14 protein-coding genes are annotated in these 13152 nt (G+C 64.8%); 5 read left to right on the top strand and 9 right to left on the bottom strand.

Translation table 11 applies throughout. The features are described 5' to 3' along the window. Window positions 1-22: 22 nt before the first annotated feature. From PX52LOC_RS05490 to PX52LOC_RS05470, 5 genes are all read right to left on the bottom strand, one after another. On the bottom strand, window positions 23-1651 hold the full coding sequence (locus tag PX52LOC_RS05490; protein ID WP_149109148.1) for a hypothetical protein: 1629 nt from the start codon (window positions 1649-1651) through the stop codon (window positions 23-25). 224 nt (window positions 1652-1875) lie between these two features. After that, entirely contained in the window at window positions 1876-2526 is a 651-nt protein-coding gene (locus PX52LOC_RS05485; RefSeq protein ID WP_149109147.1) for a hypothetical protein, read from the bottom strand. Then, complete coding sequence (locus PX52LOC_RS05480) at window positions 2523-3137, bottom strand: Fe(2+)-trafficking protein (protein ID WP_149109146.1); 615 nt, start codon at window positions 3135-3137, stop codon at window positions 2523-2525. Before PX52LOC_RS05480 ends, PX52LOC_RS05485 begins: the two co-directional genes overlap by 4 nt. Next, window positions 3134-3538: an endonuclease domain-containing protein gene (locus PX52LOC_RS43740; RefSeq protein ID WP_390637623.1), complete on the bottom strand. Its 405-nt coding sequence runs from the start codon at window positions 3536-3538 to the stop codon at window positions 3134-3136. Before PX52LOC_RS43740 ends, PX52LOC_RS05480 begins: the two co-directional genes overlap by 4 nt. 231 nt (window positions 3539-3769) lie before the next feature. After that, the gene (locus PX52LOC_RS05470) at window positions 3770-4618 is read right to left on the bottom strand and encodes a hypothetical protein (RefSeq protein WP_149109144.1); all 849 of its coding nucleotides are present in this window, start codon (window positions 4616-4618) and stop codon (window positions 3770-3772) included. Window positions 4619-5277: 659 nt separating this feature from the next. On the opposite strand from PX52LOC_RS05470, the gene PX52LOC_RS05465 reads away from it, so the two are divergent. The 3 genes from PX52LOC_RS05465 (at window position 5278) to PX52LOC_RS40260 (ending at window position 7062) form a co-directional block, all read left to right on the top strand. Then, window positions 5278-5448 (top strand): DUF1328 domain-containing protein, encoded by a 171-nt coding sequence (locus tag PX52LOC_RS05465; protein WP_149109143.1) that lies wholly within the window; start codon window positions 5278-5280, stop codon window positions 5446-5448. A gap of 334 nt (window positions 5449-5782) precedes the next feature. Continuing rightward, entirely contained in the window at window positions 5783-6760 is a 978-nt protein-coding gene (locus PX52LOC_RS05460; RefSeq protein ID WP_149109142.1) for a DUF1559 domain-containing protein, read from the top strand. A gap of 128 nt (window positions 6761-6888) precedes the next feature. Beyond that, the gene (locus PX52LOC_RS40260) at window positions 6889-7062 is read left to right on the top strand and encodes a hypothetical protein (RefSeq protein ID WP_168218818.1); all 174 of its coding nucleotides are present in this window, start codon (window positions 6889-6891) and stop codon (window positions 7060-7062) included. Window positions 7063-7159: 97 nt separating this feature from the next. Here the strand turns inward: PX52LOC_RS40260 and PX52LOC_RS05455 are convergent, their stop codons facing one another. Next, a complete protein-coding gene (locus tag PX52LOC_RS05455) occupies window positions 7160-8230 on the bottom strand; it encodes a DUF2330 domain-containing protein (RefSeq protein WP_149109141.1) in 1071 nt (356 codons plus the stop codon). 129 nt (window positions 8231-8359) lie between these two features. Then, window positions 8360-9274: an alpha/beta hydrolase gene (locus PX52LOC_RS05450; protein WP_149109140.1), complete on the bottom strand. Its 915-nt coding sequence runs from the start codon at window positions 9272-9274 to the stop codon at window positions 8360-8362. A 157-nt stretch (window positions 9275-9431) separates the two neighbouring features. Here PX52LOC_RS05450 and PX52LOC_RS05445 point away from each other — a divergent pair, with 157 nt between their 5' ends. After that, the gene (locus tag PX52LOC_RS05445; protein WP_149109139.1) at window positions 9432-9932 is read left to right on the top strand and encodes a VOC family protein; all 501 of its coding nucleotides are present in this window, start codon (window positions 9432-9434) and stop codon (window positions 9930-9932) included. After that, window positions 9916-10380, top strand: coding sequence for a nucleoside 2-deoxyribosyltransferase domain-containing protein (locus PX52LOC_RS05440; RefSeq protein WP_149109138.1), 465 nt, complete (start codon window positions 9916-9918; stop codon window positions 10378-10380). The genes PX52LOC_RS05445 and PX52LOC_RS05440 overlap by 17 nt, the downstream gene beginning before the upstream one ends. Window positions 10381-10411: 31 nt before the next feature. Here PX52LOC_RS05440 and PX52LOC_RS05435 read toward each other — a convergent pair whose 3' ends face one another. Continuing rightward, a complete protein-coding gene (locus PX52LOC_RS05435) occupies window positions 10412-11665 on the bottom strand; it encodes a lactonase family protein (protein ID WP_149109137.1) in 1254 nt (417 codons plus the stop codon). 25 nt (window positions 11666-11690) lie between these two features. Then, window positions 11691-13148, bottom strand: coding sequence for a hypothetical protein (locus PX52LOC_RS05430; RefSeq protein ID WP_149109136.1), 1458 nt, complete (start codon window positions 13146-13148; stop codon window positions 11691-11693). Window positions 13149-13152: the final 4 nt, after the last annotated feature.

The following is a 13152-nucleotide window of genomic DNA, read 5'->3' as shown; positions in this document are numbered from 1 at the left end:
GCCGCTCGCCTTACTGCTTCAGTTACTTCTTCTCCGGTTCCAGGCCGAAGGCGCCGGCGACGGTGCTCGACAGGCCGCCGGTCGTGGTCTGGCCGTTGTGGTAGCCCCACATGCCGCGGAGCAGTTCGTAGGACATCACGCCGCCGAGGAACGTGAACAGGAACGTCAGGGCCAGTGGGGCGATCACCCAGCCCGGCCACTTCGCCGGCGGGGCGTACCCGGTCGGCACGTCGTCGTCATCGTCCGTGTTGCGGCGGACGCCGGCCAGCGACGAACTCGCGTCGTCGTCGTCGGTTGCCTCTTCGTCCTCGGTGACGACCTTCTTTTTCTTACGACCCGCCCCGGCCAGAGCCCCGGCCGCGGCCGCGACACCCGCCGCGCCGACCGCCGCCGCTTCCGGCCCGGAATCGTCGTCGAGCAGCACCACCTGGCTCGCACTCTCGTCGTCGGCCGCCTGAATGTCGGACTCGTCGAGGGCAAGGTCGAAGTCGGAGTTCTCCAGGTCGGTGTCGGACGACTCCACGGCCACCACTTCGGAGCCGGATTCCGCGTCCTCGTCCACCGGCGGCAGCGAGAAGTCCGTCTCGAAGATGTCCCCCTTGTTCGCCTCCTCCTCGCCGTACGCCTCGGCCGAACCGGAGTCGTCGAGGCTGAGTTCGAACTCGCTGTCCGAGTCGCTCTCCAGAGGGGAACTGGCCTCCGCGGCCGGAGTCGAGAAGGTCGTCGATTCGAGTTCCGACGAGTCGTTGTCCAGCGAGAGCTCGAAGTCGTCCGAGTCGTCGGTCACGGGCGGCGGGGGGGCCTTCTTCGAAATGCCGCTCTTCGGGCCGGCGTTCGACTTCGGGCCTTTCTTCTCCAGCGAGACGCCGCTGTCCTTCGGGTTGGCGAGGTTGATGCCGCTCTGCCCGGCCCGCTTGACCGGGTCGCCGCCGAGGTCGATTTCCTCGCTCTGGTCGGGGTTCAGTTGCAGTTCGAACGAGTCACTGTCGGTGTCCAGGCTGAGTTCGAACTCGCTGCTGCTGTCGGACCCCATGATGTCGTTGCTGGCGGGCGGCCCGGGGATCTTGTTCGACGAACCCGGCCCGGCCAGGTTCGGCCCGGACCGCGGGGCCTTCAGCTTGGCCGAACTTTCGCCCGGCCGCAGCACGCCGCTCTTGGGGCCGGCGAGCATGTCGAGGTCGATTTCCTCGGTCAGGTGGCCGGCGTCCTTCCCCTTGTTGCTGCTCTTCTTGCCGCTCTTGGAACTCTTCCCCGGCGTCCCGCCCTTCTTCTTGATGCCGGAATCGGGTTCGAGGCGGACGTTGCTGTCGCCGGTCGACTTCTGCTTTTTGGTGCGGGCCGAGTCGCCGGCCGCCACGGAGAAGATGTCGTCGCCGCTATCGACGGGCGTCATGTCCTCCGGCCCGAGGAGGAATTCTTCCGACGACCCCGGCTGGGCCGTGGACCCCGGCGAGCCGAGTTGCAGCCCCGGATCGCTGGCTTCGCCGAGCGTGCGGGCGAGTTCGTCGATGTCGGAGGCGCGGAAGCGGAGCGTCGCCCCGTCGCGGAACGACCGCAGCGACTTCCAATCGTCCTTGATCCGGCGTTTGAAGACGTCCGGGGGGACGCCGAGCCGTTGGGCCGCTTCCTCGAGTGTGTATGTCTGCGCCATGGTGCCCCGGGGGCCAAGCTGTTACGGATGGGAAGGTGTGGGCCGCGAGTACGGATTCTCCACCTCTTTTGATTCTTACGCGCGACCGCGCGCGATACAAGTCAAGATTCGGCGATGGCGAAGGGTGGGGAAACCGGAACGGTCGTAGGGGCGGGTCGTGACGATTTGGGAGGAGGCCGGGTCGCGGAATCGGGCCAACGGGCCTCAAGTTCGGGTCGGCCGGGTCACAGCAGCTCGCGGCGACCCGCCACGTCGGCCTCCATCTTCTCGCGCAGGTCGCGGAAGTACGCGGTCAATTCGCCGCTCGACTTCACCTTGCCGCGGGAACACCCGCCGGTGCTGCACCCGCCGCCGGTGCCACACCCGCCCCCGCCGGACCCGCAGTCCGGCTTGCCGCAGCCTGGCGCGCCCGGTTCTTCGGGCAAGGTCGTCGCCGCGAGATCGTGGAAGCGAACCGGGCAGCCGAACTGTTGGGTCAGCGATTCGGCCAAGGGCGTCAAATCGGTCGCGGCCCACGTCGTCACGTGCAGGATCGCGGCGGACGATTCCAACAACACTTCGCAGTCCAGAATTAGCGCGGGAAGCCCTGCGGCTGTGACGGCCGTCGCGGCGGCGTCCAGAATGCGATCGGCCAACGCCCGGGACGCAGCCACGCCGTCTTCATCCGCGGCGGCGGCGGGCCGAATCACTCGGCCGTCGCGGTCGGGGGCGACGGTTGCCACGAACTTCTCGTGCGGCTCACAGAGGACGGTGCCGAGTTCGCGGCCGCGCGGCGACTCGATCACGGCCCGCTGTCCGCGTACGAACTCCGCGTCGGCCCAGAAGCGGCCGACGAACGCGGAGGAACCGTACTGAAGCAGGTACTCGCGGCTCACGCTTCGAACCCCAGGTATTCGCGCATGTACTTGTCATACTCGGCCTGCCCGAACTCGGAGCTAAGGTCGAGGCGGAGTTCGTTAATCACCTTGATGCTGTAGTCTTTGAACCACCCGGTCCAGCAGTCGGCGCAAATCTTCGCGTAAATCTCCTGGCCGATGGCGTCCGGCACCGGCGGCTTCGGCAACTGCCGGGCGCGACGGCCGGCGGCACAGCCGGGGCGCTCGCAGCGGAACCCGGTGTCCGGCCCCTCGTCCACCGCGGCCGCCGCCTCGATCTTCGGGATCGGCGCGCCGAGTTCCGTGAGCATCTTCGCCATCGCGTCCCGCGGCATCTTGTCGCCGCGCTCGTCGGCGATCTTGTACCCGGTCGTCAGCGCCTCGACGGCCTTCTCGTTGTCGTTCAACTTCACGTGGCACTCGGCCAGCAGTTGGTAGACCTTCGAGAACTGCGGGCTGAGTTCCAGCGTGCGGGCGAACGACTTCGCGGCCTCGGCCGGTTGGCCGTCGTCCGCGAGCAACTGCCCGAGGCGGAAGTGGCCGAGTTCGTTGTCCGGGTCGTCGGTCGCCATCTTGCGGAACTGGGCGATCCGGTCTTGAAGCTGACTCATGAGGGTTCGTCTCGATTCGGGTTGAAGCACCGAGCTAATTCGATGGCATCCGGGGTGTGAATCAGGTGGTGCGTCCGGCTGACCCCTGCGCGGGCCACACAGAGATTATAGATGCGTTCGATCACCGTCTCGGAATCGTCGAAGACCATCGGGTTCCAGAACCGCTCGACGTGGATGCCCAGTGACCCCAAGTACGCCGACCGTTGACCGTCGCGTTCTTGCGATTCGGTCGTCAAATGAGATTCGCCATCGAGTTCGACCACGAGCACGGCCGCGTGACTGTAAAAGTCCACGATGTACGGTCCAACGGGATGTTGGCGGCGAAATTTGAAGGGTCGGAGTTGTTCGGTTCGAAGCAACGTCCACAATATTCGCTCGGCCGGTGCCGGTTCCCGTCGCATCTTGCGAGCGAACTCTTTCTGTCGCTCGTCCCGTCGCATGGCCAAACCCTTTGCGAAGTCTAATCCCCTCTCCCCCGGCTTTGAGGGGGAGAGGGTTAGGGTGAGGGGGAACGCCTGCCTCACACAGATGACAGTAGTCTTCACAAGGGCAAAGTTCTTCCCCCTCACCCCGGCCCTCTCCCCCTCAAAGCCGGGGGAGAGGGAGTAATTCGGCCGTCGGTCGCAACCACGTCAGTTACTGGATTCTACGGCCGCGATCGGCAGGTCGAACGTGGTTTGCTTGTTCGCGAGGGTGTCCACCGCCTTCAGCCGCACCGTGTACTTGCCGGCCTTCGTGAACGGAATCGGGAACCGCATCACCACCAAGTTCTCCGTCTCCTTCACCTCGGCGGCCAACTTGTAAGAGATCGGCTTCGTGAACGTCGGCTTACCGGCGGCGTCGAGGATCGTCATCTCGAAGGTCAGGTTCGGTTGGGCCGGGCCGGGCTTCGCCTTCGGGTCCTTCGGGTCGGGCTTCGGCACCGCGCGATCGAACGACACCACGCCGAACTGCACGAAGTAGAACTGCCCGACCACGCCGGTCGTCGGGGCCGGGATCGAGCCGCGCTCGTCCACGCTCATCGACACGCCGACGATGCCGAACTGCTTCTTCGCCACCTCGAACTTCTTCGTGAACGTCTGCGTCGCGTTCGGCTTGGCGAGCAGGTCCTTCACCGTGAGTTTCAGGGTGTACGTGCCGGCGGCTTGATCGTCCTCGATGGTCGTGTACGCGATGGCCGGCAGTCGGCCGCCGCCGAGGAGGGCGAGGTTGACGCGGGCGGACGGCTTGCTCTCGAAGACGAGCTTGTTGTTGGCGTCGTGGATCTCCATTCCCATCTCGTACTGTACCTGCCCCTCGTCGTTGACGACGATGCCCTCGATGTCAAAGCTGTAGCAGAGGATGTCGCCGGGCAGGAACTTGCTGTCGGGCCGCGTGCCACCGAGTTGGCCGAACGTCGGGCGGACGTTCGTGAGGCTCAGCCCCCCGGCCTGGGCGGGCGTGACCATCAGGGCCGTCATGAGAAGAACCGAACCGAACATGGGTGCCGTCCTGCTTGAAGAGAGTGGAAGGTCGGGCGAAACGTCATGCTTCCCAACCGCTTATTCTGTCGGCCGTTGGTCCCTCTGACCAGAGTTCGTTCGGGAAGCCGGTCGAACTTCTTTTGCGGGTTGTACGCGAGAGGGCGGTCGGGCCGGCAGGCGACGGAACCGGGCGGGAAGAAATAGTTGGCTCCCGACTGGCCATCGGGTATAGTGGGTTGTGGGTCGTGTGACCGTAGCACGACGAACTAAAGGCCGACGGGGGCCGGATTGGTAATCAGTCCCCGGCCGGATGGCTTTTAACGAAGGAGGTGATCCCTTGAGTAGTAGTTGTTACCAAGGTTTTGAGGTGGCGGCTGTCTGACAGCCGCAGACGGGTGACTGTCTGTGACAGCCGCCTCACGATAATGGAAGGCCCCGGACACGAGTCCGGGGCCTTCTTCATTTCCCTGATCACGTCCAAGTGTTGTCGTGTTTCCGGGGCCCGAACGCTTGGCCCTCGTCCCGACTTACGGCCGCGAACTCAGCGAGGGCCGTGGCCAACTCCGTTCCCCCCACGGTTTACCTACCTTGGTCACGAATGATTCCGTGAGCTTCGGCACTGGAGTTGCGATTCATTTCTTCGCTTCACAACTTGCTCCCCAACAACCGGTGATGTCATGCTCCGCTGGGCAATCATGTTCTTCGTTATCGCATTGATCGCGGCTCTGTTCGGCTTCGGCGGCATTGCCGGCGAGTCGGCGTGGATGGGGAAGGTACTGTTGGTGGTCTTCCTCGTCTTGGCGGTCTTCTCGATGCTGTTCGGCCGCCGCGGTCCTGTCGCCGTATAGGCACGCTTTTGCTCAACGACCGCGATCTTGATCCTGCTTGAGCCGACCCAATGGGTCGGCTCACATTTTTTCTAGAACCCGTTCAAATGCCTCACATTTCGCCACGGAATGAACTGCCGTGAACAAGTCGTGAGAACGCAACCCTCGGCGCGTCATTTGCTCACCAGCGGGTATCGTTGTTTTATCCTGGAAATCGGTCTTCATTGCCGCTTTTCCAGGCTCCGTGTGCCTACCTCAGAGACGCACATCGAATTGTGTGTCACCGGCCGGCTGCTCCTCTCCCAAGCCCCTCTCCCGGGGTACGGCGGTTATTTTCCTTTCCTCAGGAGCACCTATGCGCAGTCCGAAGGTCCGTCGCGGATTTACGCTGATCGAACTGCTAGTCGTCATCGCGATTATTGCCATCTTGATTGGCTTGTTGCTGCCCGCCGTGCAGAAGGTTCGTGAGGCCGCCGCACGGGCGAAGTGCACGAATAACATGAAGCAGATCGGCGTCGCCCTGCACAACTTTCACGCCACGAACGGCCGGCTCCCGGCCGGGACAACGACCACATCCTTCTTCGGTCCCAACGTCTTCCTGCTCCCGTTCATGGAGCAAGACAACATCTACAACCTGATCGCGACGCCGGCCACGAGCACGGCCGCGACCACCACGACCACGAACGCCTGGACAAAGATCAAGCCGACCGTCTTCCTGTGCCCCTCGGACACCGAGCAGGGTGACAGCGCTGCGATGGGGTATTCGAACTACCACTATAACGGCGGCAGTTGGGGAAAGCTGAACGGCTGGGACGGCGTATTCGGCATGGGGCAGGTGAGCAACAGTTCCCCGTCGGCTACGGTCGCCAAGGGGTTCACCCTCCTGGCCATCGCGGACGGCACGTCGAACACGGCGTCCGCGGCGGAAGCCTGCAACGTGCCCCAATCCGGGCCGAACAGTAAACTCGGGGACTGCTTCGAGGCCGGCGCGGTGACCGATACGACGCTCGCGGCCGCCCGAACGACGCTCCTGGCCAAGAACTGGGCGACCGCCGGGCTGGCTGGCGGCACCTGGCGCGGGAAGGGGTACGCCTGGGACGAAGGGTCCATGTGGCGGGGCTTGTACAACCACCTGCTGCCGCCGAACAGCCCTTGTTGGCGGACGGACAGCGTCTACGGGACGATGGTTGCGCCCGCGTCCAGTCGGCACACCGGCGGGGCAAACGTACTCATGTCCGACGGGGCCGTTCGCTTCGTCAACGACTCGGTCGACCCGGACACCTGGACGGCCGCCGGTACCCGTCAGGGGGGCGAAGCCCTGACTCTGCCGTAACCACTCGGACGAAGTGCAACAGTATGGGTGGCGGAACTCGAGCGCGAGGCGTTCTGGTTCCGCTACTTGTTGGCGAAGCCAGTTCTCAGACCGTCACACAAATTCCCGAATCCCCCACGGTAGGAACCATGCTCGTTATGAAACGGTTGATTGCTCTGATGGTGCTCACCCTTGCGGTGGGCTGTAGCGGCGAGAAGGCCAAGCCCACGGTGGACGCAGAAACCGCCAAGAAGGAGCAAGAGCAAATGAACAAGATGATGAAGGACACCGGCGAACAGCGACCGGGCACGCCGCCGAAATAGAAATGCCGCCTCGGGTCACCCGCTCTTGGAGTGGCCCGAGACGTTTAACGCAGACCGTCGCACCCCGATCTTCGCGATGGTTAGAGGCGACGAAACACTATTTCCGCACCAACCTCCAGCCGACGACACCGATGCCGATCAGTCCGACCACCCCGAGCAACGCCGGCATGGTGTAATCGGCGGGGACATCAACGTACTCGTAGTCAACGATCGGCACGATTACCGGCGGCTTTTCTACGGCGTCCTGATTCGCGGCGACGCGGAAGTACACCTCGTCCGTGCCCGGTCGCGGGAACGACGAGTCTTCGAACTCGGTCAGGTGCCACTTTTTCGCCAGGCTCACGTCCCTCGCCTTCGGCTCCAACCCCAATCCCGAAATGACCGCGCGGGCCGTGTCGTCCGGGGCGAGGTTCGACCACACCGCCCGCCCCGACCAGCTTCCCTCCTTGCCGAGCGTGCCCTCGTACCTCTTATCGCTGAGAAAGTAGACGCGCAACAATCGCTGCCCGGCCCCCGCGTCCTTCCGCATGTCGGTCGGCTCGCGGTACGGGTAGAACGGCACCTCCGTTTGGAACGTCAGGCGCACGGTCCGGCCGGTGAGTTGGTTCGCCGCGCTGCCGTCCTTCGACAACTTGAACGCGGTCATGATCCAGTTGTGGTCGGTGTACCAGCGGAACCACTCGACGAGTTCCGGCCGGGCCTCGTAGCCGTTCTTGTCGAGCCAGTCGCGGAGGGCTGTGGGGTCGTTCGCCTTCAGCACGACGGCATCGTAGCCCGCGACCTTCTTCCGGTCGAGGATTTCGACGGCCGCGGCCGGTGGCGGGGACGCGCCATAGTGCATCGGGTTCGTGAGTCGGTAGACCTTCTCGGTGCGGTGCTGGTAGATGATCTTCGGAGCCGTGGCGTGGGCGAGGGTGGCGAAGATCGTTTCGTCCGCTTCCTCCAACACCGGCATTGTGGGCGTCGGCACGAGGAAGCCGAAGTCCTTCGCCTCGGTGCGGAAGTTGGCCCGCCGGATGAAGTGCTCCGTCTTCGCGCCGGCGTCCCACACGATGAGGGCGTCTTCCGACGCGACGCTCACCAGTTGCCCGTGCCGCCACGGAATGCCGCACCCGTCGGCGGGGGGAACGAGCATGACGAGGCCGAGTAGCAGGAGGATCGCTCGCATGGGGAATTCTCGGATGTGATGGGCCTACTCGACGAGGATACCAGAAGTGGCGGAGTTATTCTCCCGAGAAAGTGTCACGTGGCAGTAACGACCTTGTTCCCTCCCATCGGGGAGGGAACAAAGCGCGGCTCACTTCGCCTTTAGGTTCGCGGCCAGGAACTTCGACACCGTCGTCATCGTGTCGAGCATCACGGGGCCGGTCCAGCCGTGGCCCTCGCCGGGGACGGTTCGCAGTTCGCACGTCCCGCCGCAGTCGAGTAACTTCTTCTGCAACCGCTCCGAGTGGATGATCGGCACGATGACATCCGCCGTGCCGTGCAGAATCAGGAACGGCGGGGCGGCCTTGCTGACGTGTTCCAGCGGCGACGCCTTCTTGTACACGTCCGGCTTCGTGCTGTACCGGGTGCCGAGGAACGGGGCGAGGTACGCCTTCTCAATCCCCTCGGCCTCGGTGTACAGCGTCAGGTCGGTGGGGCCGAAGAAATCGACGACGCACTGCACGGCACTCGACTGGTCCGGGTAGAGCGGGCCGTCGAAGCCAACGGTCTTGTCGGTGGTGCCGAGGAGGGCCGCGAGGTGCCCGCCGGCCGAGAAGCCGAGGGCGGCGATGCGGTCCGGGTCGAGATCGTATTGCTTGGCGTTGGCCCGCAGGAACCGCACGGCCGTCTTCGCGTCCTCGATCTGGGCCGGGAACTTCGCCTTCGGCGCGAGTCGGTAGCCGACCGACACGGCGACGTACCCCTGGTTGGCCAGCATCTCGATGAGGCTCGCATGTTTCGTCACGACGACTTCGGTGGTCCCAATGGCGTCGGGATTGCGGCCGACTCGCGACAGGTCTTTCTTGTCGCCGAACTTCCACGCCCCGCCGTGCAGGCAGACCACGCACGGGTGCGGCCCCGGCGTCGTCGGTTTGGCGAGGTCGAGCCGCACCTTCTCGCCGTCGGCGGTGGCGTAGACGATGTCGCGTTCGACCATTACTGCCGGTCCGGCGGCCGACACGGTCGAAGCGAGGGCAAGGGCGAGCAGCGCGAAGAGTCGCGGCATGATTCGGCATCCTGTACGAGGGCGGACCTGCGCAATTATGCCGACCGAGTCAAGTCTTCGCCAGAGGGAGTGCAGAATCCCAGGTTTCCCTCCCGAGGAGCGGGTCGGCTAGCGGCCGGCTGTTAGCCGACCCACTACGCGGGAATACAAATAGCACATGCAAAAAATCATCCCCTTCCTCTGGTTCGACGGGCAGGCTGAAGAGGCCGCGAAGTTCTACGTGACGCTGCTGCCGGACTCGCGGGTGAATCGCGTGACGCGGTCGCCGGCTGACACGTCGAGCGGGCCGGCCGGGACGGTCATTACCGTCGAGTTCACGCTCGCCGGTCAGCGGTACATCGGTCTGAACGGCGGGCCGCAGTTCCCGTTCACCGAGGCCGTCTCGTTCCAGATCCTGTGCGAAGACCAGGCGGAAGTCGATCGCCTGTGGACGGCCCTCACGTCGGACGGGGGCCGGGAGAGCGACTGCGGCTGGCTGAAGGACCGCTGGGGCTTGTCGTGGCAGATCACGCCGACGCGGATGATGGAACTGCTGAACGACCCGGACCCGGCCCGCGGCCGCCGGGCGATGGAGGCCATGATGACGATGCAAAAACTCGACATCGCCGCGTTGGAACGGGCGGCCGACGGAGGGCTTCTGAATGGCTCGCCTCCTTAAGCCGCCAACCCCGATTACCCTGGCCGACGGCGAACGCTCGGTGTTCCTGGCCGGGTCGATCGAGATGGGCCGGGCGGAACCGTGGCAAGCGGAAGTCGAGCGGGCGTTGGCCGACCTGCCGGTCGCAATCCTGAACCCCCGCCGAGACGAGTGGGACACCTCGTGGGAGCAGTCGATCGACAACCCGGCGTTCCGCGGACAGGTCGAGTGGGAACTTGACGGACTGGAGCGGGCGTCGCTGGTGGCGATGTACTTCGCACCCGCAACTCAGGCCCCGATCACGCTGCTGGAATTGGGGCTATCAGCCCCGAAGGGCAAAATCGTAGTCTGTTGCCCGCCGGGGTTCTGGCGGAGGGGGAACGTCGAGGTCGTGTGCGCACGGTACGGAGTTCCGATGGTCAGGGATTTATCGGAACTCATCCGAACCGTCCGAGGCAATTTGTCGTGAGCCGTTCCCACCGCACTTTCCGGGAGCGACTTCACCCCGCCGGCTTCACGTCGAGGAACGCGACGTTCGAAGGGTTGCCGACGGCGGCGTAGTGGCCGGTGAACCGGAGGCCGCCGGTCGTGCGGTCCACGCGGAAGACGGCGACGTTGTCCCCGCGCTGGTTGCAACTGTAGAGGAACTGGCCCGTCGGGTCGAAGGTGAAACTCCGCGGGTAGTTGCCGCGGGTCCACTCTTCGCCCACGTAGGTCAACGTGCCGGTCGGGCCGACGGCGAAGATGCCGACAGTGTCGTGCAGGCGGTTCCCGGCGTAGACGAACTTGCCGCCGGCGGACACCAGAATGCCGGAGCAGAAATTGCTGCCCGCGAACCCCGGCGGCAGCGTCGAGATCGTCTGCCGGGCGGTCAGCCGGCCGGCCGTCGCGTCGTAGTCGAACAGCACGACGGTCGAGCCTTCCTCTTGCACCGAGTAGAGCCACTTGCCGTTCGGGTGGAAGTGGAAGTGCCGCGGCCCGTCGCCCGGCGGCAGCGACACCGCGGCCGGGTCGTTCGGCGTCAGCGTTCCCTTCTGCTCGTCGAACTTCCAGACGAAGATTTTGTCCAACCCCAGATCGACGTGCAGCACGAACCGCCCCGACGGGTCGGCCTGGATCATGTGCGCGTGGGTCCGGTCGTGGCCGCTGAACGCGAAGCTGCCCGGCGGGGCGCTGGTCGCCTTCGTCGGGCCGACGGTGCCGGCGTCCACCTTCACGTCGGTGGCGTCGCCGAGGCGACCGTCACTGAGAATCGGCAGCACCGCGACCGATCCGCCGAAGTAGTTGGCCACGAGCGCGAACTTCCCCGTCGGGTGGAGGCTCACGAACGTCGGCCCCGCCCCGCCGGAGCGGACGGTGTTGAGCAGTTCCAGTTTCCCGTTGGTGCGGTTGATCGCGAAGGCGCTGACGGTGCCTTCCTTGTCCTTGCCGACGCGGTCCGTCTCGTTGGCCGAGTACAGGCGGGTGCCACTGGCGTTCACCGCGAGGCAACTCGGGCTGGTTCCCATCTCGTGAACGCCGGCGGGCGTCATCGCCCCGGTGGTGCGGTCCACCCGGAAGACGTGGATGCCGCGGCCGTTGCCGGGCGGCAGGTCCACCTGGGTCGGCAGCGTGTCCCGCAGCGGCGAACTGAACGTCCCGACGTAGGCGAAGAGCGCCCCGGCGGTGTCGTCGGCACGGGCGTGTGCGAGAACGGCAGCCCCGGCGAGAGCGGCTGAGGACGCGAGGAACGAACGGCGGTCGGTCGAAGTCATGATGGAATCGGCCTTCGGGGGTGGGTCAGTTCTTCGTCGGTTGTGCCCGCGGGATGAAAGACCACTCGGCAATCCGGCCGAGGAGGATGAGCGTGAACCCGACGATGCCGCCCCAGAGCAGGGCGGTGGATTTTTTCGTCCAATCTTGGAGCGGCGCGATCGCTTCGCGGTCCACGCGGGCGTACCATTCGGACTCGCCGATCGGCGTGGCGATCGGCTCGCGGTTCTTGTAGAAGTCGTCGAAAAAGTGTTCGTCGTGCAGGTCGGCTCCGGCCGCGATCTTCTTCGCTTCAAACTCTTGGTAATCGTGCTGGAACTGCTGTCCGTGGGCCAACTCGGCCTCGAACTGCGCTCGCAGCTTTGGTACCTCGTTGGCCGGTAGCTGTTGCTCGATTTCTCTTTGCCGCCCTCGGCAGTGCTGTAAGAGAAAGGTTGCGTGTTCTGGCTTCCAGCCGTACTTGTCGGCGAGTGAACTCGCTCGTTCGTAGGCCGTCCATGCGATGTACCGCTGGCCGACGCGGAGCATGATCTCGCCGAGCGTGACGGCGAAGTACGGGTTCGCCCCGCCGCCCTGTCGCCACATGCCGATGATGCCGAGGGTGGGTTCGTCGAACGGCACAGGCTTCTGCAACGTCAGCAACGTCAGCGACTTCGGCCAGCCGGTTTCAACCCCGACCGTGCGAATGTTGTCGCGAATGTCGCTGCGATGTTCGCGGTTCTTGAGCGTGCCGTCGGGGGAGAAATCCTGCTTGAAGGTATTGTGTTCCCACTGGAAGTCCATCCGGACCGCGGATCGACTCCAACGGGCGTCGTCGTCCAACCGGTCGCCCACGCAGTCGAACTTGGTCAGCAAGTCGAAGGTGTCGGTACACGCCAGAAGGTACTCGGCAATGTGAGCCTGCCACTCCTCACGGCCGAAGTGGGCTTCCGGATTCACCTCAATGGATTTGCGAATGAACTTCAACCCCTCCTTCGCCTGCTCCTTCGCGGCTTTGTCGCCGGTCAGGGCCGCTTTCAGGTTCGCGTGAATCAACACCGTGCCGAGGTTGGCATAGGTCGTGTACAGATCGCGGCCGGTTAGCCCCTTCTTCTGCTGGCGCTCGAACTTCTCGCGCAAGATCGGCACGCCGTCGGCGGGGCGACCGAGTTTATCAAGGCCGACGCCGAGATCGTCTGCGAGGTCGAAGGCTTCCTGCGAATCGGGCGGCAGTGTCTTCAACCGCTCACGGGCTTGGCGGTCACGCTCCCGGTAATACCCCGGGCCGCGCACGGGGAATCGTTCGTGGATCACGTCGTGAACCATCGCGTAGCGGAGCGAAACGCCGCCGTCGTACTTCGGTACAAAGTGCGGCATCGGCGACGACGCGGTTTGATACTCTCGCGGCAGGTCCAAGTGGGTCGTCAGATAGCCCGCGAATCCCGCACACAAGCCGAAGAATAGGGCGGCGACCAAATACCCGCCGCGAAAACAACCGATGCGCATCGTT

Source organism: Limnoglobus roseus, assembly GCF_008254045.1.
In the GTDB taxonomy this organism is placed as follows: domain Bacteria; phylum Planctomycetota; class Planctomycetia; order Gemmatales; family Gemmataceae; genus Limnoglobus; species Limnoglobus roseus.
The sequence above is the reverse complement of the archived record's forward strand: the minus strand, read 5'-3'. Positions and strand labels throughout refer to the sequence as shown.

Coding starts and splice junctions, on each gene's coding strand:
- PX52LOC_RS05490 (WP_149109148.1), bottom strand. CDS start 1,651: ATGGCGCAGACATACACACTCGAGGAAGCGGCCCAACGGCTCGGCGTC.
- PX52LOC_RS05480 (WP_149109146.1), bottom strand. CDS start 3,137: ATGAGTCAGCTTCAAGACCGGATCGCCCAGTTCCGCAAGATGGCGACC.
- PX52LOC_RS43740 (WP_390637623.1), bottom strand. CDS start 3,538: ATGCGACGGGAACCGGCACCGGCCGAGCGAATATTGTGGACGTTGCTT.
- PX52LOC_RS05470 (WP_149109144.1), bottom strand. CDS start 4,618: ATGTTCGGTTCGGTTCTTCTCATGACGGCCCTGATGGTCACGCCCGCC.
- PX52LOC_RS05465 (WP_149109143.1), top strand. CDS start 5,278: ATGCTCCGCTGGGCAATCATGTTCTTCGTTATCGCATTGATCGCGGCT.
- PX52LOC_RS05460 (WP_149109142.1), top strand. CDS start 5,783: ATGCGCAGTCCGAAGGTCCGTCGCGGATTTACGCTGATCGAACTGCTA.
- PX52LOC_RS40260 (WP_168218818.1), top strand. CDS start 6,889: ATGCTCGTTATGAAACGGTTGATTGCTCTGATGGTGCTCACCCTTGCG.
- PX52LOC_RS05455 (WP_149109141.1), bottom strand. CDS start 8,230: ATGCGAGCGATCCTCCTGCTACTCGGCCTCGTCATGCTCGTTCCCCCC.
- PX52LOC_RS05450 (WP_149109140.1), bottom strand. CDS start 9,274: ATGCCGCGACTCTTCGCGCTGCTCGCCCTTGCCCTCGCTTCGACCGTG.
- PX52LOC_RS05445 (WP_149109139.1), top strand. CDS start 9,432: ATGCAAAAAATCATCCCCTTCCTCTGGTTCGACGGGCAGGCTGAAGAG.
- PX52LOC_RS05440 (WP_149109138.1), top strand. CDS start 9,916: ATGGCTCGCCTCCTTAAGCCGCCAACCCCGATTACCCTGGCCGACGGC.
- PX52LOC_RS05435 (WP_149109137.1), bottom strand. CDS start 11,665: ATGACTTCGACCGACCGCCGTTCGTTCCTCGCGTCCTCAGCCGCTCTC.
- PX52LOC_RS05430 (WP_149109136.1), bottom strand. CDS start 13,148: ATGCGCATCGGTTGTTTTCGCGGCGGGTATTTGGTCGCCGCCCTATTC.